This window comes from Rathayibacter sp. VKM Ac-2801, from assembly GCF_009834245.1.
Taxonomy (GTDB): domain Bacteria; phylum Actinomycetota; class Actinomycetes; order Actinomycetales; family Microbacteriaceae; genus Rathayibacter.
Genome location: NZ_CP047183.1, coordinates 1,000,493 through 1,020,393, shown reverse-complemented (window position 1 = coordinate 1,020,393; position 19,901 = coordinate 1,000,493). Strand labels below are relative to the sequence as shown.

Sequence of the window (19,901 nt, the reverse complement as noted above, 5' to 3'; positions counted from 1 at the left end):
TCGCGTACCGAAGTGGCATCTCGCGGAGGGAGAGGGGGCTCCGACATCGAGTGACGCGACGCGTCACTTGATGTCGGCGACTCCGTCGTCGTACTTGGCCTGGAGGTCGGAGAGCATGGCGGACTCGTCGGAGGAGCCGTTGATGAGCTCCTGCGTGGCGGCGACCAGGTCGTCGTAGAAGGTCGCGGTGGGCCAGTCGGGGTAGAAGGAGAGCTGGTCGCCGTCGACGACCGTCTTCCACTGCGAGAGCAGCGCCTTGCTCTTCTCGTCGGTGATGGCGCTCTCGTCGACGACCAGCGGGATGCCTCCGTTGTTGCCGATCAGGTTCTGGATCTCGGGGCGCATCGTGATGTCGATCCACTTGTAGGCGAGGTCCTTGTTCTTCGCCGTCTCCGGGATCACCCAGTGGTTGCCGGCGGAGCCCATCGTGAACTCGGCGCCCGGGAAGAGGAACGTGTCCCACTCGAATCCGGTGATCTCGGTCTTGAATCGGCCGAACCACCAGGAGCCCGAGAAGAAGATCGGGTACTCGCCCGAGATGAACGCCGTGCCCGCGTCCTCCGCCTTCAGCCCGGAGGCGTCGGCCGAGAAGTAGCCCTTGTCGACGTAGGTCTTCAGCTGGTCGGCCGCGTAGCTCCAGGCCGCGTCCTCGAAGTCGACCTCGCCCGTGTAGGTCTGGTAGTCGGTGATCCAGGAGCGGTCGGCCTTCAGCAGCGCGAGCTGGTAGAAGAGCTGCTGCAGCGGGTACTCGGCGCCGGCCTCGGCCAGCGGGGTGATGCCCTTGGCCACGAAGGCGTCGAGGACGGCCGTGAACTCCTCGTAGGTGGTGGGGACCTCGAGGCCGTTCGCGGCGAAGGCGTCCTTGTTGTAGTAGACGAAGGTGAACTCGCCGTAGTTGGGGATGCCGTACCAGGAGCCGGAGCCCATGATCCCGTTCTCGTCGTACTTCGCGGTGGTCTGCAGGGCGCCCGGGATCAGCGAGTCCCAGCCGTAGAACGCGACCGCCTCGTCGAGGTTGGTGAGCAGGCCCTGGCTCGAGAGGAGCCCGCTGGTCGCGTTGCCCTTGTTGTACTCGACGACGTCGGGCGCCGAGTTGGAGTTGAAGATCTGGCTGGCGCCGGTGCGCAGCTGCTCGAAGGCCTTGAACTCGTACGCGATCTCGGCCCCCGTCTCCTGGGTGAAGATGTCGCGGGCGGCGAGCCAGGCGATGCCGCGATCGCTGTCGGGCGTCTCGAAGTCCCAGAGGGTGAGGGTGCGGCCCGCGCCGTCGACCGTGGTCGAGAGCGCGTCGGAGCCGGCGTCGGAGCCGCCACCGGAGCAGGCGGCCAGCGCGAACATCGCGCTGAGGCCGACGCCTCCGGCGAGGAGGTTGCGCCGGCTGAGACCGGCGGTCGGGCGGTGGAAGGCGGAGCGGGATCGGAGCGACATTGCGGTGGTTCTCCTTCGAACGGTGCGGTGGTGCTGCGGAGGGTGGAGCAGGGAGCGCTCTCTCACGGAGGCGTGAAGTCGAAGCGTTTCGACAGTGCGCAGAGCCGGAGCGGGCGGGGCAAGGACGGAGGACTAGAGGGAGGCCGGCGCGGGAGTGCCGGACGGGGCCGCCGGCGTCCGAGCGCCGGTCGGAGCGACCGCGAGGGATCCGCGGTCGACGTAGGAGGGCGGGAGCAGCTCGACGCCGACGGTGCGGCCGGAGTCGATCTGCTGGAGGGTCCGCTCGACGGCCGCTCGGCACATCGCGTCGAACGGGAGGGGAAGACTGCTGGTGGGGACAGGGAGCGCGCCGCCGTCGTAGCTGGCGCAGGCCGCCAGGATCGACAGATCGCACGGCACGGAGAGGCCGCGCTCGAGGACGCGCTCGATCGCCGCCTCGGCCACGGGCTCGTTGCAGTGCAGCACGAGCGCGGTGGGCGGGACCGGAGCGGCCAGGATCGCGTCGATCGCGGCCGACGCGCTCGGGCGGCCGAGGTGCGGGCGCTCGACCGCGATCTCGACTCCGAGCGCGGCGGCCTCGGCGCGGAACGCCTCGTCGAAGCGCCGGACGAAGCCGGCGTTGCGGTCGGTGTAGGACTGCGGGTGCTCGAGCAGGCCGAGCGAGCGGTGGCCCAGCTCGGCGAGGCGGCGGACGCTCTGGCGGGCGGCCTCGGCGAAGTCGAGGTCGACGCAGGCGAGATCGTGGGAGTCGGCGGGCACGCCGATGAAGGTGGCGGGGACCCCGGCGGCGCGGATCAGCTCGGCGCGGTCGTCGTCGTCGTCGACGCCCATCAGGACGATGCCGTCGACGAGCGAGGAGGAGGAGACGCGGCCGATGCCGCTGGAGGCCTCATCGGTGACGAGCAGCAGGACGTCGTAGTCCGACTCCCGGGCGCGCTCGAGCACCTCGGTGACGAAGCGCATGTGGGTCGGCAGGTGCAGCTCGCCGCGCATCGGGGCGGAGAGGGCGAGGATGTGGGTCCGTGCGCCGGCGAGCATCCGGGCTCCCGCGTGGGGCCGGTAGCCGAGCTGACGCACCGCGTCGTCGACGCGCTGCCGCGTGGAGGCGGCGATCGAGCGCTTGCCGGAGAGGGCGTAGGAGACGGTGCTGATCGAGACTCCGGCTGCGCGGGCCACGTCGTGGATGGTCGCCATGGCTCCTCCTGCCGGACGTCGTCGTCGGTCGCGGTCGAGCTTCGAAGCGCTTCGACCGGTCGTGCTGGAGCGACTGTACGCACAGTCGAAGCGCTTGCGCAAGCGATCCTCGCGACCGCCTCTCCGAGCGCCGCCCCGCTCGCGAGCGGCTCCCCCGGCACGAGCGGGCGGCACGGGCGGCGGGCCGGAGAGCAACGCGCCGGGGCTCGCACTCGTTGCGCCTCCAGCCTCGGACGGGATATGTTGGGTCCAACAACAATTCGGCGACGTCGCCGGAAAGGATTTGGATCCCATGTCTCTGACCCCCACCCGCGCCGACAAGTTCTCGTTCGGCCTCTGGACCATCGGCTACAACGGGACGGACCCGTTCGGCGGCCCGACCCGCGAGCCGCTCGACGTCGTCCACGCGGTCGAGAAGCTCGACGAGCTCGGCGCGTACGGCCTCACCTTCCACGACGACGACCTGTTCGCCTTCGGCTCCACCGACGCCGAGCGCCAGACCCAGATCGACCGCCTCAAGGGCGCGCTGGAGTCCACCGGCCTCGTCGTGCCGATGGTCACCACCAACCTCTTCAGCGCCCCGGTCTTCAAGGACGGCGGCTTCACGTCGAACGACCGCGACGTCCGCCGCTTCGCGCTGCGCAAGGTGCTCCGCAACATCGACCTCGCCGCCGAGCTGGGCGCGAAGACCTTCGTCATGTGGGGCGGCCGCGAGGGCGCCGAGTACGACTCCGCCAAGGACATCCGCGCCGCGCTCGAGCGCTACCGCGAGGCCGTGAACCTGCTCGGCGACTACGTCACCGACAAGGGCTACGACATCCGCTTCGCCATCGAGCCCAAGCCGAACGAGCCCCGCGGCGACATCCTGCTGCCGACGCTCGGCCACGCGATCGCGTTCATCGACTCCCTCGAGCGCCCCGAGCTCGTCGGCGTGAACCCCGAGGTCGGCCACGAGCAGATGGCGGGCCTGAACTTCACCGCCGGCATCGCCCAGGCGCTGTACCACGGCAAGCTCTTCCACATCGACCTCAACGGCCAGCGCGGCATCAAGTACGACCAGGACCTGGTCTTCGGCCACGGCGACCTGCACAACGCGTTCTCGCTCGTCGACCTCCTGGAGAACGGCGGCCCCGGCGGCGTTCCGGCCTACGACGGCCCGCGCCACTTCGACTACAAGCCCTCGCGCACCGAGGACGAGACCGGCGTCTGGGACTCGGCCGCCGCGAACATGCGCACCTACCTGCTGCTCAAGGAGCGCGCCGCGGCCTTCCGCGCCGACCCCGAGGTGCAGGAGGCGCTGGCCGCCGCGAAGGTCGCCGAGCTCTCCACCCCGACGCTGAACGAGGGCGAGTCGTACGACGACCTGCTCGCCGACACCGCTTCGTACGAGTCGTTCGACGCCGACGCCTACCTCGGCGGCAAGGGCTTCGGCTTCGTGCGCCTGCAGCAGCTGGCCACCGAGCACCTGCTCGGCGCCCGCGGCTGACCCGCCCCACCCCCTAGATCTCGCGAAATTTCGCGAGATCCCCTGAGACGGACGAGATCCCCTGCCGCGGCACGGGATCTCGTCCGTTCTCCTGCATTCCGTGGAGACGACCTCTCCCCCGCGAACGAAAGGTGACGGCGATGACGCTGGTCGCAGGGATCGACTCGTCGACCCAGAGCTGCAAGGTGGTCGTCCGCGACCTCGACACCGGCGCCGTGGTGCGCACCGGCCGGGCGAGCCACCCGGACGGCACCGAGGTCGACCCGGCCGCCTGGTGGGAGGCGCTGCAGCTCGCCCTCGCCGACGCCGGTGGACTCGACGACGTCGCCGCGATCTCGGTCGGCGGCCAACAGCACGGCATGGTCGTCCTCGACGAGAGCGGCGTCGTCATCCGCCCCGCTCTGCTCTGGAACGACACCCGCAGCGCACCCGCCGCCGCCGCGCTCATCGAGGAGCTCGGGGCCGAGGCCTGGGCGGAGCGGACCGGATCGGTGCCGGTCGCCTCCTTCACCGCCACCAAGCTCCGCTGGCTGCGCGACGCCGAGCCCGAGAACGCCGCGCGAGTGGCCGCCGTCGCGCTCCCCCACGACTGGCTGACCTGGCGCCTGCTCGGCTACGGCCCCGACTCCGCCCGTGGCCCGCGGCTCGACGCGCTCACGACCGACCGGTCCGACGCCTCCGGCACCTCGTACTGGGGAGCGGACGGCTACGACCTCGACCTCCTCGAGCGCGCGCTCGGCCACCGCCCGCTGCTCCCCCGCGTGCTCGGCCCCTCGGAGGAGGCGGGCCGCACCGAGGGCGGACTCGTCGTCGGCCCCGGCGCGGGCGACAACGCGGGCGCCGCGCTCGGCCTCGGCGCCGGCCCCGGCGACGTGGTCGTCAGCATCGGCACGAGCGGCACCGTCTTCGCGGTCACCGACGACCCGGTGCGCGACGCCTCCGGGACCGTCGCCGGCTTCGCCGATGCGAGCGGGCGCTTCCTGCCGCTGGTCGCGACGCTCAACGCCGCGCGCGTGCTGGCCTCGACCGCGACCCTGCTCGGCAGCGACTTCGACGAGTTCGCCGCACTGGCGCTCGAGGCGGAGCCGGGCGCCGACGGCCTCGTGCTCGTGCCCTACTTCGAGGGCGAGCGCACGCCGAACCTGCCGGACGCGACCGCGAGTCTGCACGGGATGACCATCGCCTCGACCACGCGGCCGAACCTGGCTCGCGCGGCGATCGAGGGCATGCTCTGCGGACTGGCCGACGGCCTCGACGCGGTGCGCGCGCAGGGAGTGGAGGCGCGGCGCATCCTCCTCATCGGCGGCGCCGCGCAGAACCGCGCCGTGCAGCTCGCCGCCTCGCAGGTGTTCGACGTGCCCGTGCAGGTGCCGACGCCCGGCGAGTACGTGGCCGACGGCGCCGCCGTGCAGGCCGCCTGGGCGCTGACCGGATCGCGTCCGACCTGGACCGTCACCTCGGTGGCCGAGCCCGCGCCGGATCACCGCCCGGTGATCCGCGAGCAGTACGCGGCCGCCCGGGCCTGAGTATCCGGCCCCGGCCCACATCCAGGGCCGGGGCCGCGCCGCAAGCCCCCGTGGACGGGGAACGGATTCGCGCTACTCTCATTACTCAGCCAGCTGACTAATGGAGGAGCGACATGAGCACCACCCGTACCCCCGACCGCGCCGACCGGATCCGGCAGATCGTCGTCGCCGTGAGCGCGGTGCTCGCCCTCATCGGCTCGTTCATCGGCTCAGGCGCCGCCGGCGGCACCCAGATCCAGAACGCGGCCGGCGGCGCCCTCACCGCGTCCTCCACTCCCGTCGCTCCGGACGGCCCCGCCTTCGCGATCTGGAGTGTCATCTACACCGGGCTCATCGCCTACGCGATCTGGCAGTTCCTCCCGTCGCAGACCACCCGCACCCGCCACCGCCGGCTGGGCTACTGGGCCGCCGCGAGCCTCCTTCTCAACGCCGCGTGGATCCTGGTCGTCCAGGCAGGCTTCCTGACGCTCAGCGTCGTCGTGATCGCCCTGCTGCTCGCCGTGCTCGCGCGCATCTTCGTGATCCTGCGCACCACCCGCTCGGCCGGCGTGGTCGACGCGATCGTGACGGACGGCACCTTCGGGCTCTACCTCGGCTGGGTGTGCGTGGCCACGGCCGCGAACGTCACCGCCGGGCTCGTCGGCGCGGGAGTCGGCAGCGCGGACGGTCCGGGCGCCGCGGTCTGGGCCGTCGTCGTCCTCGCCGTCGCCGCGCTCGTCGGACTCCTGATCGCGGTCACCGGCCGTGGGCGCATCGCCCCGATGCTCTCGCTCGTCTGGGGACTCTCCTGGGTCGCCGTCGGTCGCTTCGCCGGCGAGCTCGTCTCGGTCCCGGCCGGGATCGCCGCGCTGGTCGCCGCCGCGGTCGTCCTGGTGGTCACCCTCCTCGTCCGCGCCACCGCGGGACGCCGGGTCAGCGCCTGACGCCCTGCACAACGAAGGCCGAGCGGCCGGAGCAGCCCTCGAGACGAGGACTCCGGCCGCTCGGCCTTCGTTGCGACGGTGATCAGCTGATCAGCGTGTCGACGTACTCCCGGTTCTCGTCCATCCACGCGGCCAGTGCTGCGGAGCGGTCGTCGGCCCCGTCGTTGAACAGCGCGTTCTCGAGCGAGTAGAGCGTCGTGGAGTCCATCCGGAAGTCGCGGATCCAGCGGCTCATCGTCGGGTAGTCCGCGTCGAACGCGGCCGAGCCGAAGGAGTGGATCCCCTCCGCCTGGCCCAGCAGGCCCTTCGGGTCCTCGAGGTCCTTGACCGGGAACGCGTCGTAGGCCCAGTGCGGGCGCCAGAGCGTGACGGCGATGTTCTCGCCCGCGGCGGTCGCGCTCGACAGCTCCTGCAGCATGGCCGGGGTCGACGAGGTGAGGTAGTCCATCCCCTCCAGGCCGTAGCCGGGGATCACGTCCTCGGTCGTCGTCTTGGTGAGACCGGCGCCGGGCTCGATGCCGATGAGGCGGTTCCCGACGACGCCCGGGTCGGCGGCGAGCTCCTCGAGGGAGTCGATCGGGGCCTCCTCGTTGACCGCGATGGTCAGCTTCGCCTCGTCGTTCCATGCGCCCAGGTCGACGATCGAGTCGCCGTACTGCTCGACGTACCGGGCGTGGGTGAGCGGCAGCCAGGTGTCGAGGGCGAGGTCGTAGTCGCCGGTCGAGAGGCCCTGGAAGCCGGGGGCGACGTCGGCGTTCTGCAGGGTCACGTCGTAGCCCTGCTCCTCGAGCACCGCCTCCCACAGAGCGGAGACGGCGATCCCCTCGTCCCAGCCCTGGAACACCGCGACGGTCACGTCGGTGCGGTCGCCGTTGTCGACGGAAGCGGCGGTCGCGGGAGCGGCGAGGGCGGCGGCCCCGAGGGACGCGACCAGGCCGAGGGAGACGACGCCGACGGCCGAGCGGGTCGCCACGACGGCGCGGCGGTTCTTCGCCCGGGCGACCCTCGCCGGCGAGGGCGAGCCCAGTGCGCCGGTCATCCGGTCGAGGACGACCGCGAGGATCACCACGGAGACGCCCGCCTCGAAGCCGAGCGCGACATCGATCCGGTTGAGGCTCGCGACGACGTCGCCGCCCAGTCCTCCGGCACCGACCATGCCCGCGATGACGACCATCGAGAGCGAGAGCATGATGACCTGGTTGAGGCCCGCCAGGATCGAGGGCAGCGCGAGCGGCAGCTGGATCTGGCGGAGGATCCGCCACTTCGAGGAGCCGAACGACTCCCCCGCCTCGACGAGCTCCGGGTCGACGCCGCGGATGCCCAGCTCGGTGAGCCGGACGCCCGGCGCCATCGCGAACACGATGGTCGCGACGATGCCCGGCACCACTCCGACCCGGAACAGGATCAGCGCCGGGATCAGGTAGACGAAGGCCGGCATCGTCTGCATCAGGTCGAGGACGGGCCGGATGACGGCGGAGGCCGTGCGATTGCGGGCGGCGAGCACGCCCAGGGGCACGCTCAGCGCGATGGCGATGACGGAGGCGACGAGCACCAGCGCGAGGGAGTCCATCGCGTTCTCCCACTGGTCGACCCCCACGATCAGCAGGAGCCCCACGGCGGTGCCGGCCGCGAAGACCCATCCGCGGACGGCGTAGGCCAGCACGGCGAGGAAGGCGACGATCACCCAGAACGGCGGCGTCGCGAGGACGAGGTCGACGCCGGAGTAGAGAGCGCCGAAGACGGTGCGCAGCAGGTCGAAGACCGGCTGGAAGGTCTGCGTGAGGACGTCGACGGCGCCCTCGGCGAGGGCGCCGAGCGGGAGGCGGAAGCCGAGATCGGTCATCGTGCGCCCCCGTCCGTCGCGAGGACGGCGTCCTCGACGGGGCCTCCGGTCGCGTGCAGGGTCGCGGTGACGACCTCGGTGGAGACGGTGGCGGGCGGCTCGATCACCGGGTGCTCGCCCGTGTGGGCGGGCACGTTGCCGAGCGCCGCGAGCAGGGTCACCCGCGGGATCGCCCCGAGCAGACGCCCGTCGGCGTCGACCACGGCGACCGGCAGCGCCGACTCGACGGCGGGCTCGATGACCTCGCTGAGGGCGGTGTCCGGGCCGACGGTGACGACGTCGGAGGTGAGGACCGCCGAGAGGTCGCCCGCGCTCCGGCGCACCTGCTCGATCACGTCGCGGTCGCGGACCGTGCCCAGCAGGCGGCGCCCGCCGCCGACCACGAAGGCGGCCGAGGTCTGCAGGTCGCGCATGCTCCGCAGAGCCGCGCGGGGCCCCGCGGCCAGGGTGACCACGGAGCGGGCGGGCTCCATCACGGCGGAGGCGGTGAGCACGCGGGCGCGGTCGACGTCCTGCACGAACTGGGCGACGTAGTCGTTCGCCGGGTCGGTGAGGATCTCCTCCGGAGTGCCGATCTGGACGATGCGGCCGTCGCGCATCACGGCGATGCGGTCGCCGAGGAACATGGCCTCGTTGAGGTCGTGGGTGATGAAGACGATGGTCTTGCCGAGCTCGTGCTGCAGCTCGATCAGCTGCTCCTGCATCTCGCGGCGGATCAGCGGGTCGAGCGCCGAGAACGCCTCGTCCATCAGCACGATGTCGGTGTCGGCGGCGAGCGCCCGGGCGAGGCCGACGCGCTGGCGCATGCCGCCGGAGAGCTCGTCGGGCATCTTCTCGTGCCAGCCGGCGAGGCCGGCGCGCTCCACCGCGAGCATCGCCCGCTCGCGGCGCTCGGCCGCGGGGACGCCCTGGATCTCGAGCGGGTAGGCGACGTTGTCGAGCACGGTGCGGTGCGGGAGGAGCGCGAAGTGCTGGAACACCATCGACACCGATGAGCGCCGCACGCGGCGCAGCTCTGCCTCGGAGACGCCGGTGATGGTGGAGCCCTCGATCAGGACTTCGCCCGCGGAGGGCTCCTGGAGCCCGTTCAGCATGCGAATGAGCGTGGACTTCCCGGAGCCGGAGAGGCCCATCACGACGAAGATCTCGCCGCGGCGCACGGTGAAGGACGCGTCGATCACCGCGGCCGTGCCGAGTCCGGCGAGCTCGCCGCGGTCGACGCCCTCGCCCAGTCGGCGGACGACCTCGTCGGGCTTCCGGCCGAACACCTTGAAGAGGTGGCGGGCCTCGAGAGCGGGTGTCGCCGGATCGGCGCCCGCCTCGCTCCGGGGCTCGCTGATGGTCTGCTGGTTCTGGTGCACGTACACTCCGTCGGCGCGCAGGGACGACGCCCTGCGCTCATCTCGTGGTGCCGGGTCGGGAGCGTGGGACAGCCGTGCGTCGAGCCTCCGCGTGCGTCCCGCCGCTCAACGCAGCAGGGGGTGGAGGCGAGAGCGTCCGAGGCGGCCTCGGGGCCGCCTCCACTCCCGTTGACCGTACGATCGCGGCGCGTCCTGGGGGGACGCCGTGCGAGCGCGGACCGGTTCATCGGGGCCCGTGAGGACCGCCGACCACGGTAGCCGCGGAGGCGCCGAGGGGCAAACGTCGGACAATTGCGGAGGCGGGTCCGGGGGCGGCGACGACGCGATCGACATGTCTGAATGTGCCGGTCGGAGGTGCTTTCCGGAGTGTTGCACGATCGTTACCGTCCTGGCGCGGCCCGCGGCGCTCGGAGGGGCGGGTCTCGGTACGCCGCTGCGCGGCTGCTCGACCAGCGAGAAGGGCGCACGCCCACACCTGTGCTGATCGACCAGCGGGCACCGCCCGCGTATCGAGATCCCGTGGGGAGGAGCGGAAGCGGGCGCGGCTCAGACGGTGGTCTCGCCCGCCGGGCCGGAGGGGGCGGCGGCACCGACTCCGCTGAGGGGCTCGCCCTGCCAGGACACGAGCGTCCACGCGCCGCCCGAGCCCTCGAGGACGACGACGCCGGTGTTGTCGAGCAGGTGGTCGGCGATGAAGCGCGCATCGAGATCGAGGGAGCGCAGACCCGCCCAGCAGCGGATGGCCGCGCCGTGGCTGACCAGCGCGACGACCTCGTGCCCGAGCGCTTCCGCCTCCGCCACCACCGCGTCGTAGCGCGCCGCGAACTCGTCCCCCGTCTCGCCGCCCGCGAGCCGGATCGACGTCTCGCCGCCGGCCCAGCGGAAGACCGTGCCCATGTACTCCTCGACCGCCGCCTCGTCGCCGCGCATCTCCAGCCCCGCTGCCGCGACCTCGCGGATGCCGTCGCGCTCGATCGGCTCGAGCCCGAGTGCCGCGGCGAGCGGAGCGGCCGTCTCGTGGGTGCGGACCATCGTCGAGACGAACAGAGCGCCGATCCCCTCGCCGGCGAGCTGACCGGGAAGCGCCCCGGCCTGGGTGCGGCCGAGCTCGGTGAGCCCGGGTCCGGGGATGCGGGTGTCGAGGAGCCCGGCCACGTTGGAGGGTGTCTGGCCGTGGCGGATCAGGAGGAGGCGCATCCGTCCACGCTATCCGCGGAGTCTGGGCTTCCGCGGCGGACGGATGCGCCGGATCCCGCCGTTGTGCGGGCCCGCGCACGGTGCCACGATGTGCGGGGATGCTCCCAGGACCCGGGAGCCGCACACGGACGGGACAAGCGGACATGGCCTCCGAAGACGGTTTCTCGAAGGACGAGCGCGCGGCGATGAAGCAGCGCGCGGCCGAGCTGCGGGCCGAGGCGAAGCGGCAGAAGAGCGCCGACAAGGCCGACGCCGACCGCAGGGACGCGGAGGCCGCGATCGCCGCGATGACCGACGAGGAGCGCCCGATCGCCCAGATGCTCCACGAGGTCGTCGGCGAGACCGCTCCCGACCTCCTGCCGAAGACCTGGTACGGCTTCCCGGCCTACGCGCGCTCCGACGGCAAGGCGATCGTCTTCTTCCAGCCCGGCGCGAAGTTCGGCACGCGCTACTCGACCCTCGGCTTCCAGGACGGTGCGCAGCTCGACGACGGCGCGATCTGGCCGACCGCCTACGCGCTCGTCTCCGCCGACGACGAGACGCGCGCCGCCGTCACCGAGCTGGTCCGCCGCGCGGCCGGGGCCTGACGCCGCGGCCCACCTCTACGAGAGGTCACGTCGGGCGGTGAGCGGCTCGGAGCCGATGACCGCCAGCAAGGCGAGGTTCTCGGCGTCGCGCGAGCCCGCCGGCGCGGTGTAGAGCACGAGGTGCTGGTCGCGTTCGGTGATGGCGAGGGCGTCGCAGTCGACGGTGATCGCCCCGACCGGTGTACGGCCGAACGTCTTCCGCAGGGGTGGCGGCGTCTGAACGTCGTGCCGTTCCCAGAGCCGTGCGAACACGGCGCTGCCGGTCTGCAGGTCGTCGATCAGTTCCGCGACGACGGGGTCCGAGGGGTACGTGGCTCGAGCGGTGCGGAGCTGCATGACGCCCTCCTGGAACGCGATCTCGTCCGAGATGCCGTAGATCGCCTCCGATGGCTGCTCTGCGGCGAGGAAGGTCCTCCTCGCGAGGTTGCGGTCGAGCGGCGTCAGTAACGAGAAGTCCTCCATCAGGGCTGCTGCGAGCTCGTTCCACGCGAGCACCTCGAAGGTGGCGGACAGGACGATGCCGGCGGTATGCGGGAGTCGTTCGAGGAGCGCGAGGACGCTCGGTCGAACGTCGCGACGGTGACGACCCGACGGGGTCGGAGCGGTGCCGGCGAGCCGGTGCAGGTGATCGGACTCCTCGGACGTGAGACGCAGAGCACCAGCGATGCCGCCGAGGACGACATCCGAAGGCCGAGGAGCGCGGCCCTGTTCGAGACGGGCGTAGTACTCGGTGGAGATGTGCGCCAGGACGGCGATCTCCTCCCGCCGCAGTCCCGGTGTCCTGCGGCGGGGTCCCGATGGCAGTCCGAGGTCTTCCGGCCGAAGACGCTCGCGGCGACTCCTGAGGAATGCTGCGAGCTCACCCTTGTCCATGCCCCCAGTGTGCGCCCGAGCCGACGACGCATCCTCGTACCGTTCGTGCCTGGATGCGGATTCTTCGGGCGGCGACGGTGTTCGTATGACACACACCAATGAATCCCCACCGGTCGGCCTGCTGACCGGGAAGGTCGTCTTCATCACTGGAGCCAGCCGCGGTATCGGCGCCGCAGCCGCTCGTCTCTTCGCCGGCGAAGGTGCCGCTGTCGTGCTGGCGGCGCGCAGCACCGGAGCGCTCGGCTCGATCGTCGACGAGATCCGCGGTCAGGGCGGCACCGCTGACGCCGTCACCATGGACCTCGCCGACCGGGCGAGCATCCGCGCCGCCGTGGACCACGTCGACAAGCTCCACGGACGCCTCGACGGCGCCTTCAACAACGCCGGCGTGAATCAGCAGAGCATCGGTCCCCTCGACACCACTTCCGACGACGACATCGACGAGCAGTTCGCGGTGAACTTCCGCGCTCACTGGGTCGCGATGGTCGCCGAAGCAGCCCTCATGCGGAAGTCCGGAGGCGGTGCGATCGTCAACACCTCCAGCATCGGCAGCCGCCGCGCCGTCCCGCCCCTGCCCGCGTACGGCGCGATGAAGCGAGCACTGAACAGCATCACCGAGACCGCGGCTGTGACCTGGGCCGCGGAAGGCATCCGCGTCAACGGCGTCATGCCGGGCGGAACCGCGACGGAGATGATGGACGAGTGGGAGAAGAAGACGCCGGGCGTCATCGACGCGAGCACTGCGGCCAGCCCCATCGGCCGCATGGCGACCGCCCTCGAAGTCGCCGAAGTCGCCGGTTTCCTCCTGAGTGACCGCGCCTCGGCCGTGACGGGTGCCATCGTGCCCGTCGACGGCGGCGCCGGCGCCTGAGGCAGGGAACGCACACGACCGGTGACGACCGCAACGCCGAGTCCCTGCAGCCGTGACTGTCCTGTCGCACGTGCCCCCGTCTCCGGGCAAGGCCCTGCTCAGCGGTGATGCCGCGTGCCTACCGTGGAGCAAGCGGCAGAACGAGGGAGAACCGTGCGACTACTCGAACTGACCATCGGCACCAGGCACTTCTACCTCCCCGAGGAGACGGACCTCGGAGACTTCGAGCGTGCGATCGAGGACGCTGCCCGCTCGGGCGGCGGCATGATCGGGATCCCCGGGCTGCATCGGGAACCGGTCTCGGCGCTCATCACACCGGGGGTGCCCGTCTTCATCGAGCACGTCGTCCTGGCCGACGACAGCGGCGACGACGACGACCTCACGTCGCCCATCGACTTCGACAGCAGCTTCTCCGAGTGGAGCGGCTGACACGGTCGGGATCCGCGACCTGCGTCCGACGCCTCACGACACGTCTCCGCCCCGCCGAGGACGCTGACGCCGTCAAGTGACGAGCGGGGACCGTCCTCTCGTTCGATCTGCCCGCTCTCTCAGCGGTCGTCGTCTTCTGCCCCCTGCTCGGGGTTCAGCGCAGGATGTCGACCGACCCGGGGAACTGTCAACCGTCCTGCCAACTCCACCCTGCGCTCATACCGTCGACCGTGAGCACGGCACCGCGAGCCGCCGGCCGAGCGTCTCCGCTCCCCCGATACTCCTCGTCGTTCTCGACGACCCCGACACTCTCGAGATGAAGGAAGTCCCATGATCGACAGCACGAACATCGACAGCATCTACGGCGCGACCGTCCACGGTTCCGACGGCGACAAGATCGGCTCCGTCGAGCAGGTCTACCTGTCCGACGAGAGCGGTGCCCCCGTGTGGGCGACCGTCCGCACCGGCCTCTTCGGCACCTCGGAGTCCTTCGTCCCGCTCGAGGGCGCGGACCTCGCGGGCGACCGCCTCACGGTCGCCTACGACAAGAGCTTCGTGAAGGACGCGCCGCGCATCGACGCCGACGGATCCCTCACCGAGGACGAGGAGGCCGAGCTCTACCGCTACTACAACCTCTCCGGCGCAGCCTCCGTCCCCGAGACCGGCGACGTCGACAGCGCGGCGGGCTTCGGCGGAGTCACTCCCGGTGCCGACGGCACCCGCTCCGCCACGACCGGCGTCGACACGAGCGTCGGCCACGACACCTCCGGACCCACCACGGACGACGCGATGACCCGCTCCGAGGAGCAGCTCCACGTCGGGACCGAGCGCGTCGAGGCCGGCCGCGCCCGCTTGCGCAAGCACGTCGTCACCGAGCAGCAGACCGTCACGGTCCCCGTCAGCCATGACGAAGTCCGCGTCGTCCGCGAGCCGATCACCGACGCCACCATCGGCGACGCGACCGCGGGCCCCGACCTCAGCGAGGAGGAGCACGAGGTCGTGCTCGGCGAGGAGCGCGTCGTCACCGCCAAGGAGACCGTGCCCGTCGAGCGCGTCTCGCTCGGCACCGAGACCGTGACCGAGCAGCAGCAGGTCACCGAGGACGTCCGTCACGAGGAGATCGAATTCGAGGACGACGGCGTGACCCCGCGCCGCGACCGCGACTCGCTCTGACACACCCCCAGCCGGCAGCAGAAGGCCCTCCGCCTCCTGCTGCCGGCGCTCTCCGCTCCACCCCGAGCGCTTCCCGCGCGAGCAGACCGAGGACGACCGTGGCCCAGACCAGCACCGAGCGAGACCGCACCGCACCCGACCCCGACGACTCCCGCAAGCCCGACGACCCGACGGACGTCACCAAGCGCTCCTGGGGCTACGTCCTCAAGAAGACGCTCCGCGAGTTCGGCGCCGACCAGTGCACCGACATCGCCGCGGGGCTGACCTACTACGCCGTGCTGGCCCTCTTCCCGGGCCTGCTCGCGATCGTGTCCATCCTCGGCCTGTTCGGGCAGGCCGAGGCCACGACCAGCACGGTCCTCGAGCTCCTCGGCGGCTTCGTCTCGGCGGACGTCCTCGACACCGTCCGCGGTCCGCTTCAGGAGCTGACCTCGACGCCGGCTGCCGGCCTCGCCTTCGCCACCGGCGTCCTCGGCGCGCTCTGGTCCGCTTCCGGCTACGTCGGTGCGTTCGGGCGCGGCATGAACCGCGTCTACGAGATCGACGAGGGGCGCCCGATCTGGAAGCTGCGCCCCACGATGCTCGGCGTCACCGTGGTCACCGTCCTGCTGCTGGTGATCGCCGGGCTCATCCTTGTGCTCAGCGGTCCGATCGCGCAGACGATCGGCGACGCCATCGGGCTGGGCGACGTCGCCCTCACGGTGTGGGCGATCGTCAAGTGGCCGGTGCTGATCGCGATCATGGTCGTGATCGTCGCCGTGCTCTACCACTGGTCGCCGAACGTGCGGCAGCCGAAATTCCGCTGGACCAGCATGGGCTCTCTCCTCGCCCTCGTGATCTGGGCGCTCGCCTCCGTCGGGTTCGCCTTCTACGTGGCCAACTTCAGCAACTACAACAAGACGTACGGCGCTCTCGGCGGCGTGATCGTCTTCCTCCTCTGGCTCTGGATCACCAACCTCGCCCTGCTCTTCGGAGCGGAGTTCGACGCCGAGCTCGAGCGCGGCCGCCAGCTGCAGGCCGGCATCGAGGCGGAGGAGCACATCCAGCTCCCGCCGCGCGACACCCGCCAGAGCGAGAAGAAGGCGAAGAAGCACGCCGAGGACGTCGAAGACGGCCGCGAGCTCCGCGAGACCGCCGGACACCCCGACCGATGAGCGACGTCGGACCTCGGACCGCCGGGGAGGAGGCGGTCACGGTCGTCCGCTCCGAGGAGCGCCTCGACGTCACGACCGTCTGGACCCCGACGGAGCGCCTGCGAGTCCGGAAGGTCGTCGTCACGGAGGAGCGGACGGTCACCGTCACGCTCCGCCGCGAAGAGCTCGTCATCGAACGAGAGCCGCTCGACCGCGGGACCTTCGACGGTGCGGAGGATCCGCCCTCGGGCGCGACTCCGGAACCGATCACGCTCGTCCTCCACGCCGAGGAGCCGGTCCTCACCACCCGGGTCGTCCCCGTCGAGCGGGTGCACGTCATGATCGACCGCATCATCGCCATGCAGTCGGCGACCGAGACGATCCGCAAGGAGCGCGTCGACGTCCGCACGGTGCCGCGACTCCTCGACGACAACGCCGAGTAGATCAGGGCCCCGACGCGCCCGTGACTACCGGCCTGATCCGTGGTCGGTGTCGTCCGCGACCGCGTCGATGTCCTCGGCCGTCCTCGCGGCGTCCCCGTCGGTCTCCACGACTCCGGTGATGCCGGCGTGCGGCAGAGAGGACAGCGGGAAGCGGTCGGCCTCGGCACCGATCCCGCCCACGTCGGCGACGCCGGACTGACTAGCGCGCCCGCACCCCTGCTCCGCGTCGACGGAGATCGTGCGCTCGTCCACGGACGCTCCGATGACGGGCAGTGGCGTGGTGAGCAGGGCGCTGCCGGGTCCGCCCGCCGCTACGCCCGCTCGTCGACGGGCCGGATCGAGAACAGCTCCTGCGGTGTGCAGTCCAGCGCGTCGCAGATGAGGGTCAGCGTCGTGAAGCGGATCGCGCGGGCGCGGTTGTTCTTGAGGATGGAGAGGTTGGCCATCGTGATGCCGGTGCGGGCCGAGAGCGCGGTGAGGGTCACGCCGCGCTCGGCCAGCACCTTTCCGAGGTGGCAGTCGATCCGGTGCCTCTCGTCGTCGGCGGGCTCAGACAACGCCGTCGACGTCGCGCTCGAGCTTCGCGCCGGCGCGGAACGCCGCCGTCAGGGCGAGGGCCACCACTCCGGCGAGCAGGACGGGGACCGGCCACTGCGGAAGGTTCGTCCCGAGCGCCTGGTAGTCGCCGCCGAGGAAGGCGTCGCGCTGCTCATCGTTCACCCGGCCGGTGCCGAAGAGCAGACCGATGCCGGAGCTGAGGTACAGGCCGGCCGCGGTGTCGGCGAGGCCCTGCGCCACTCCTCCGATCAGCAGGGCGAGGCTCAGACGCCGCCAGTTCGCGAGGACGAAGGGGTCGAACGGGCGCCCGGCCGCGATTCCGCGGAGGACCCGCAGGAGGAAGACCGTGGCGAGGACGATCGTGACGGCCTGCAGGAGGCTGGGCAGCGCACCGAGCAGCCGGAGGGAGAGGGCGGCGTCGGCGAGCGTGGGCGCGGTGCCCTCGCGCGGCTCCGCCTGCAGCAGCTGCGGGAGGATGCGGAGCGGGAGACGGCCGTCCGCTCCGCCGAAGACCAGCAGGGAGCGCCCGGTGGTGACGGTCCAGGTCTGGACGAGTGCGGTGAGCACGGAGAAGACGGCGACGATGAGCAGGACCGCCCTCGCCACCCGCAACACGCGGGGCCGCTCCCGGACCGGTCCGCTGGGGATGACGCTCGTCATGGTGTGCTCCTTATCGATCGTCGATAATATTGAGTATCGATACTACGCACATCGATCCGAGTGCGTCGAGCCGCCGCCTCCCTCTGCCCCGCCGCCCGCGGAGACGGCGGGAGGGGTGGTTGCCCGGGTCGAGGGGCCCGATCTAGCGTGGAGGGATGTCGGATGCGAGGGAGCGGGCCGCCCGGTACCGGGCTGGTGCCGCGGGCGAGGAGGAGTCGGAGCAGCCCGCCCTGCCGGAGGATCCGCTCGAGCGGGCGGCGTTCGTCGAGACGGCCATCCAGCTCGCCGTCCGCCGCGGCGACTTCGACGACCTGCCGGGATCGGGGAAGCCGCTCCCGGACCTGGGCACGGCCCACGACCCGGACTGGTGGATCCGCCGCAAGATCGAGCGCGAGAACCTCACGGGGATCGGCCCGGCCGCCTTCCTCCTCCGCTCCGAGGACCGCGCGCTCGACGAGCGCCTCGACCGGCTGCACCGCGAGGAGGAGGTGCGCGCCGAGCTCGCCGACTTCAACACGCGGGTGATCGAGGCGCGCCGACAGCTGCTGGGCGGGCCGCCCGTCGTCACTCCGCTCCGGGCCGTCGACGAGGAGGTCGCCGCCTGGTCCGAGCGGCGGGCTGCGCGCACCGCCGCGGCCGAGGCACGGGCGGCCGCCGAGCCGGAGCGGCCCCGCCGCTGGTGGTCGCGGCGGCGCTGACGTCCCCGGAAACCGGACAGACCTGCCCCTCCCACTGGGGCCGCGCCTCGGGAAACCGGGCGGGAGCGCGCCTCCGAATCATGCGTACACATCAAGTCGACCGGAGTCCGCATGCTCACCATCACCACCCCCGCACGCCCGACGGGGGCCCGCCCCTCGACCGTCGCCGCGCCGCCGCTCGCGCTGCTCGAGCCCGACTCGGACCGGATGCTCGTCATCCGCGCCGCCGAGGGCGACGACCGGGCGTTCGCCACCATCGTCCGCCGGCACACCGGACTGCTCCGCGCGACGGCCGCGCGCACCCTCCGCAGCAGCGCCGACGTCGACGACGTGGTGCAGGAGACCTTCCTCGCGGCGTGGACCCACGTGGACAGCGTGATCGACGGCGAGACCATCGCCGGCTGGCTCGTCACGACCGCCCGCCGCCGCAGCGTCGACCGGCTCCGCTCCAGTGTCTCGCGGCTGCGAGCCGAGCTGGACGACGAGTTCCCCGCCTCCGCCGCCGACGACCCGGAGCGCGCCGCGCACTGCGGATCCCTCGCCGCCGACGCCAACCGGGTGCTCGCCGCGATGCCTCCGAACCAGCGCCGCTGCTGGGAGCTGCGCCAGCTGGAGCAGCGCAGCTACGACGCGATCGCGCACGAGCTGGGCCTCTCGACCTCCACCGTCCGCGGGCTGCTCGCCCGCGCCCGAGCGACCCTCCGCACCGAGCTCGCCCACTGGCGCTGAGCCGGCCGGAGCAGCCGCTCGTCGTGCACGATGGTCTCCATCGAGCCGTCGGTGCGCCGGCGGACGACCGCGTTGCTCTCGTAGCTCGTGGCTGAGAAGCGGACGAGCCGGCGGAGGCGGCTCCCGGGAAGAACCGTCACGATCCTCTGCGCCGGTTCCGTCGGACTGACGGCCGCGCACGGCGGCGCGGCTCCCGGGACAGCGGATCGCCGGGCAGGCCGGTCGTGCGGTCGGCCGTTCACCGTCCGTCCGCTTCCGGACATGACCGCTAGAGGACGTTGCCACCGGCGCCGCCGACCTGCAACGGTCGCAGAGCGACCGATGACGGTCCACTGACCAGAAGGACCGAGGCCCGCGCATGGACGACTCCTCTTCCACCGAGACCAGCACGAGCGAGATGACGCCCGAGGTGCTGGCCGCGTTCAGCGACGCCTGGACCCGCCACGACCTCGAAGCGCTGATGAGCCACATGACCGACGACTGCGTCTACGGCGCGTCCGTCGGCCCCGAGCCCGGCCGCACCTGGACGGGGAAGGAGCAGGTCCGCGAGGGATTCGCGCTCATGCTCGCCTTCGACACGGGACAGGAGCGGCACGAGGAGGGCTCTCCCCTCATCGCCGGCACGCGCGGCGCGGCCACCTGGTCCTTCACCGGGACCGGCCCCGACGGCGTGCCCCAGGTCACGCGGGGCTGCGACATCTACGAGTTCCGCGGCGGGAGGATCGCCCGCAAGGACGCGTTCCGGAAGGTCTACCGGGCGGACGACGAGGAGTAGTCCCGCGTCGGCCT

21 protein-coding genes are annotated in these 19,901 nt (G+C 71.8%); 12 read left to right on the top strand and 9 right to left on the bottom strand.

What is annotated here, in order from left to right; all coding sequences use genetic code 11:
• Window positions 1-63 precede the first annotated feature (63 nt).
• The gene (locus GSU45_RS04695; protein ID WP_244248216.1) at window positions 64-1,428 is read right to left on the bottom strand and encodes an extracellular solute-binding protein; all 1,365 of its coding nucleotides are present in this window, start codon (window positions 1,426-1,428) and stop codon (window positions 64-66) included.
• A 132-nt stretch (window positions 1,429-1,560) separates the two neighbouring features.
• On the bottom strand, window positions 1,561-2,622 hold the full coding sequence (locus GSU45_RS04690; protein ID WP_159913121.1) for a LacI family DNA-binding transcriptional regulator: 1,062 nt from the start codon (window positions 2,620-2,622) through the stop codon (window positions 1,561-1,563).
• Between the two features lie 292 nt (window positions 2,623-2,914).
• Here GSU45_RS04690 and xylA point away from each other — a divergent pair, with 292 nt between their 5' ends.
• The 3 genes from xylA (at window position 2,915) to GSU45_RS04675 (ending at window position 6,557) form a co-directional block, all read left to right on the top strand.
• Window positions 2,915-4,108: a xylose isomerase gene (xylA, locus tag GSU45_RS04685; protein ID WP_104227357.1), complete on the top strand. Its 1,194-nt coding sequence runs from the start codon at window positions 2,915-2,917 to the stop codon at window positions 4,106-4,108.
• Window positions 4,109-4,248: 140 nt separating this feature from the next.
• A complete protein-coding gene (xylB, locus tag GSU45_RS04680; RefSeq protein ID WP_159913119.1) occupies window positions 4,249-5,634 on the top strand; it encodes a xylulokinase in 1,386 nt (461 codons plus the stop codon).
• A gap of 113 nt (window positions 5,635-5,747) precedes the next feature.
• Window positions 5,748-6,557 carry a tryptophan-rich sensory protein gene (locus tag GSU45_RS04675; RefSeq protein ID WP_159913117.1) on the top strand — a complete coding sequence of 270 codons (810 nt, stop codon included), beginning with the start codon at window positions 5,748-5,750 and terminating at the stop codon, window positions 6,555-6,557.
• Between the two features lie 82 nt (window positions 6,558-6,639).
• On the opposite strand, the gene GSU45_RS17440 is transcribed toward GSU45_RS04675, so the two are convergent.
• The 3 genes from GSU45_RS17440 to GSU45_RS04660 all read right to left on the bottom strand — a co-directional run bounded on the left by GSU45_RS17440 (window position 6,640) and on the right by GSU45_RS04660 (window position 10,958).
• Window positions 6,640-8,400, bottom strand: a complete 1,761-nt coding sequence (locus GSU45_RS17440) for an ABC transporter permease/substrate binding protein (RefSeq protein ID WP_159913115.1) — start codon at window positions 8,398-8,400, stop codon at window positions 6,640-6,642.
• Window positions 8,397-9,740, bottom strand: a complete 1,344-nt coding sequence (locus GSU45_RS04665) for a glycine betaine/L-proline ABC transporter ATP-binding protein (protein WP_159916880.1) — start codon at window positions 9,738-9,740, stop codon at window positions 8,397-8,399. The genes GSU45_RS17440 and GSU45_RS04665 overlap by 4 nt, the downstream gene beginning before the upstream one ends.
• Window positions 9,741-10,307: 567 nt before the next feature.
• Window positions 10,308-10,958: a histidine phosphatase family protein gene (locus GSU45_RS04660; protein WP_159913113.1), complete on the bottom strand. Its 651-nt coding sequence runs from the start codon at window positions 10,956-10,958 to the stop codon at window positions 10,308-10,310.
• A gap of 143 nt (window positions 10,959-11,101) precedes the next feature.
• On the opposite strand from GSU45_RS04660, the gene GSU45_RS04655 reads away from it, so the two are divergent.
• Window positions 11,102-11,545, top strand: a complete 444-nt coding sequence (locus GSU45_RS04655) for a hypothetical protein (RefSeq protein ID WP_159913111.1) — start codon at window positions 11,102-11,104, stop codon at window positions 11,543-11,545.
• A gap of 15 nt (window positions 11,546-11,560) precedes the next feature.
• Here GSU45_RS04655 and GSU45_RS04650 read toward each other — a convergent pair whose 3' ends face one another.
• Window positions 11,561-12,418, bottom strand: coding sequence for a helix-turn-helix transcriptional regulator (locus tag GSU45_RS04650; RefSeq protein ID WP_159913109.1), 858 nt, complete (start codon window positions 12,416-12,418; stop codon window positions 11,561-11,563).
• 85 nt (window positions 12,419-12,503) lie between these two features.
• On the opposite strand from GSU45_RS04650, the gene GSU45_RS04645 reads away from it, so the two are divergent.
• The 5 genes from GSU45_RS04645 (at window position 12,504) to GSU45_RS04625 (ending at window position 16,467) form a co-directional block, all read left to right on the top strand.
• Complete coding sequence (locus GSU45_RS04645; RefSeq protein WP_159913107.1) at window positions 12,504-13,289, top strand: SDR family oxidoreductase; 786 nt, start codon at window positions 12,504-12,506, stop codon at window positions 13,287-13,289.
• Between the two features lie 153 nt (window positions 13,290-13,442).
• Window positions 13,443-13,718 carry a hypothetical protein gene (locus tag GSU45_RS04640; protein ID WP_159913105.1) on the top strand — a complete coding sequence of 92 codons (276 nt, stop codon included), beginning with the start codon at window positions 13,443-13,445 and terminating at the stop codon, window positions 13,716-13,718.
• Between the two features lie 330 nt (window positions 13,719-14,048).
• A complete protein-coding gene (locus GSU45_RS04635) occupies window positions 14,049-14,891 on the top strand; it encodes a PRC and DUF2382 domain-containing protein (RefSeq protein WP_159913103.1) in 843 nt (280 codons plus the stop codon).
• 98 nt (window positions 14,892-14,989) lie between these two features.
• Window positions 14,990-16,045 (top strand): YihY/virulence factor BrkB family protein, encoded by a 1,056-nt coding sequence (locus GSU45_RS04630; protein WP_159913101.1) that lies wholly within the window; start codon window positions 14,990-14,992, stop codon window positions 16,043-16,045.
• The gene (locus tag GSU45_RS04625; protein ID WP_159913099.1) at window positions 16,042-16,467 is read left to right on the top strand and encodes a YsnF/AvaK domain-containing protein; all 426 of its coding nucleotides are present in this window, start codon (window positions 16,042-16,044) and stop codon (window positions 16,465-16,467) included. Before GSU45_RS04630 ends, GSU45_RS04625 begins: the two co-directional genes overlap by 4 nt.
• A 24-nt stretch (window positions 16,468-16,491) precedes the next feature.
• Here GSU45_RS04625 and GSU45_RS04620 read toward each other — a convergent pair whose 3' ends face one another.
• The 3 genes from GSU45_RS04620 to GSU45_RS04610 are packed head-to-tail and all read right to left on the bottom strand — an operon-like array spanning window position 16,492 to window position 17,685.
• On the bottom strand, window positions 16,492-16,719 hold the full coding sequence (locus GSU45_RS04620; protein WP_159913097.1) for a hypothetical protein: 228 nt from the start codon (window positions 16,717-16,719) through the stop codon (window positions 16,492-16,494).
• 59 nt (window positions 16,720-16,778) lie between these two features.
• Window positions 16,779-17,024 (bottom strand): helix-turn-helix transcriptional regulator, encoded by a 246-nt coding sequence (locus GSU45_RS04615; protein ID WP_159913095.1) that lies wholly within the window; start codon window positions 17,022-17,024, stop codon window positions 16,779-16,781.
• The gene (locus tag GSU45_RS04610; protein WP_159913093.1) at window positions 17,017-17,685 is read right to left on the bottom strand and encodes a hypothetical protein; all 669 of its coding nucleotides are present in this window, start codon (window positions 17,683-17,685) and stop codon (window positions 17,017-17,019) included. Before GSU45_RS04610 ends, GSU45_RS04615 begins: the two co-directional genes overlap by 8 nt.
• A gap of 155 nt (window positions 17,686-17,840) precedes the next feature.
• On the opposite strand from GSU45_RS04610, the gene GSU45_RS04605 reads away from it, so the two are divergent.
• The 3 genes from GSU45_RS04605 to GSU45_RS04595 all read left to right on the top strand — a co-directional run bounded on the left by GSU45_RS04605 (window position 17,841) and on the right by GSU45_RS04595 (window position 19,887).
• Complete coding sequence (locus GSU45_RS04605; protein WP_159913091.1) at window positions 17,841-18,383, top strand: DUF1992 domain-containing protein; 543 nt, start codon at window positions 17,841-17,843, stop codon at window positions 18,381-18,383.
• Between the two features lie 111 nt (window positions 18,384-18,494).
• A complete protein-coding gene (locus GSU45_RS04600) occupies window positions 18,495-19,112 on the top strand; it encodes a sigma-70 family RNA polymerase sigma factor (protein ID WP_159913089.1) in 618 nt (205 codons plus the stop codon).
• A gap of 358 nt (window positions 19,113-19,470) precedes the next feature.
• Entirely contained in the window at window positions 19,471-19,887 is a 417-nt protein-coding gene (locus GSU45_RS04595) for a nuclear transport factor 2 family protein (protein ID WP_208543492.1), read from the top strand.
• Window positions 19,888-19,901: the final 14 nt, after the last annotated feature.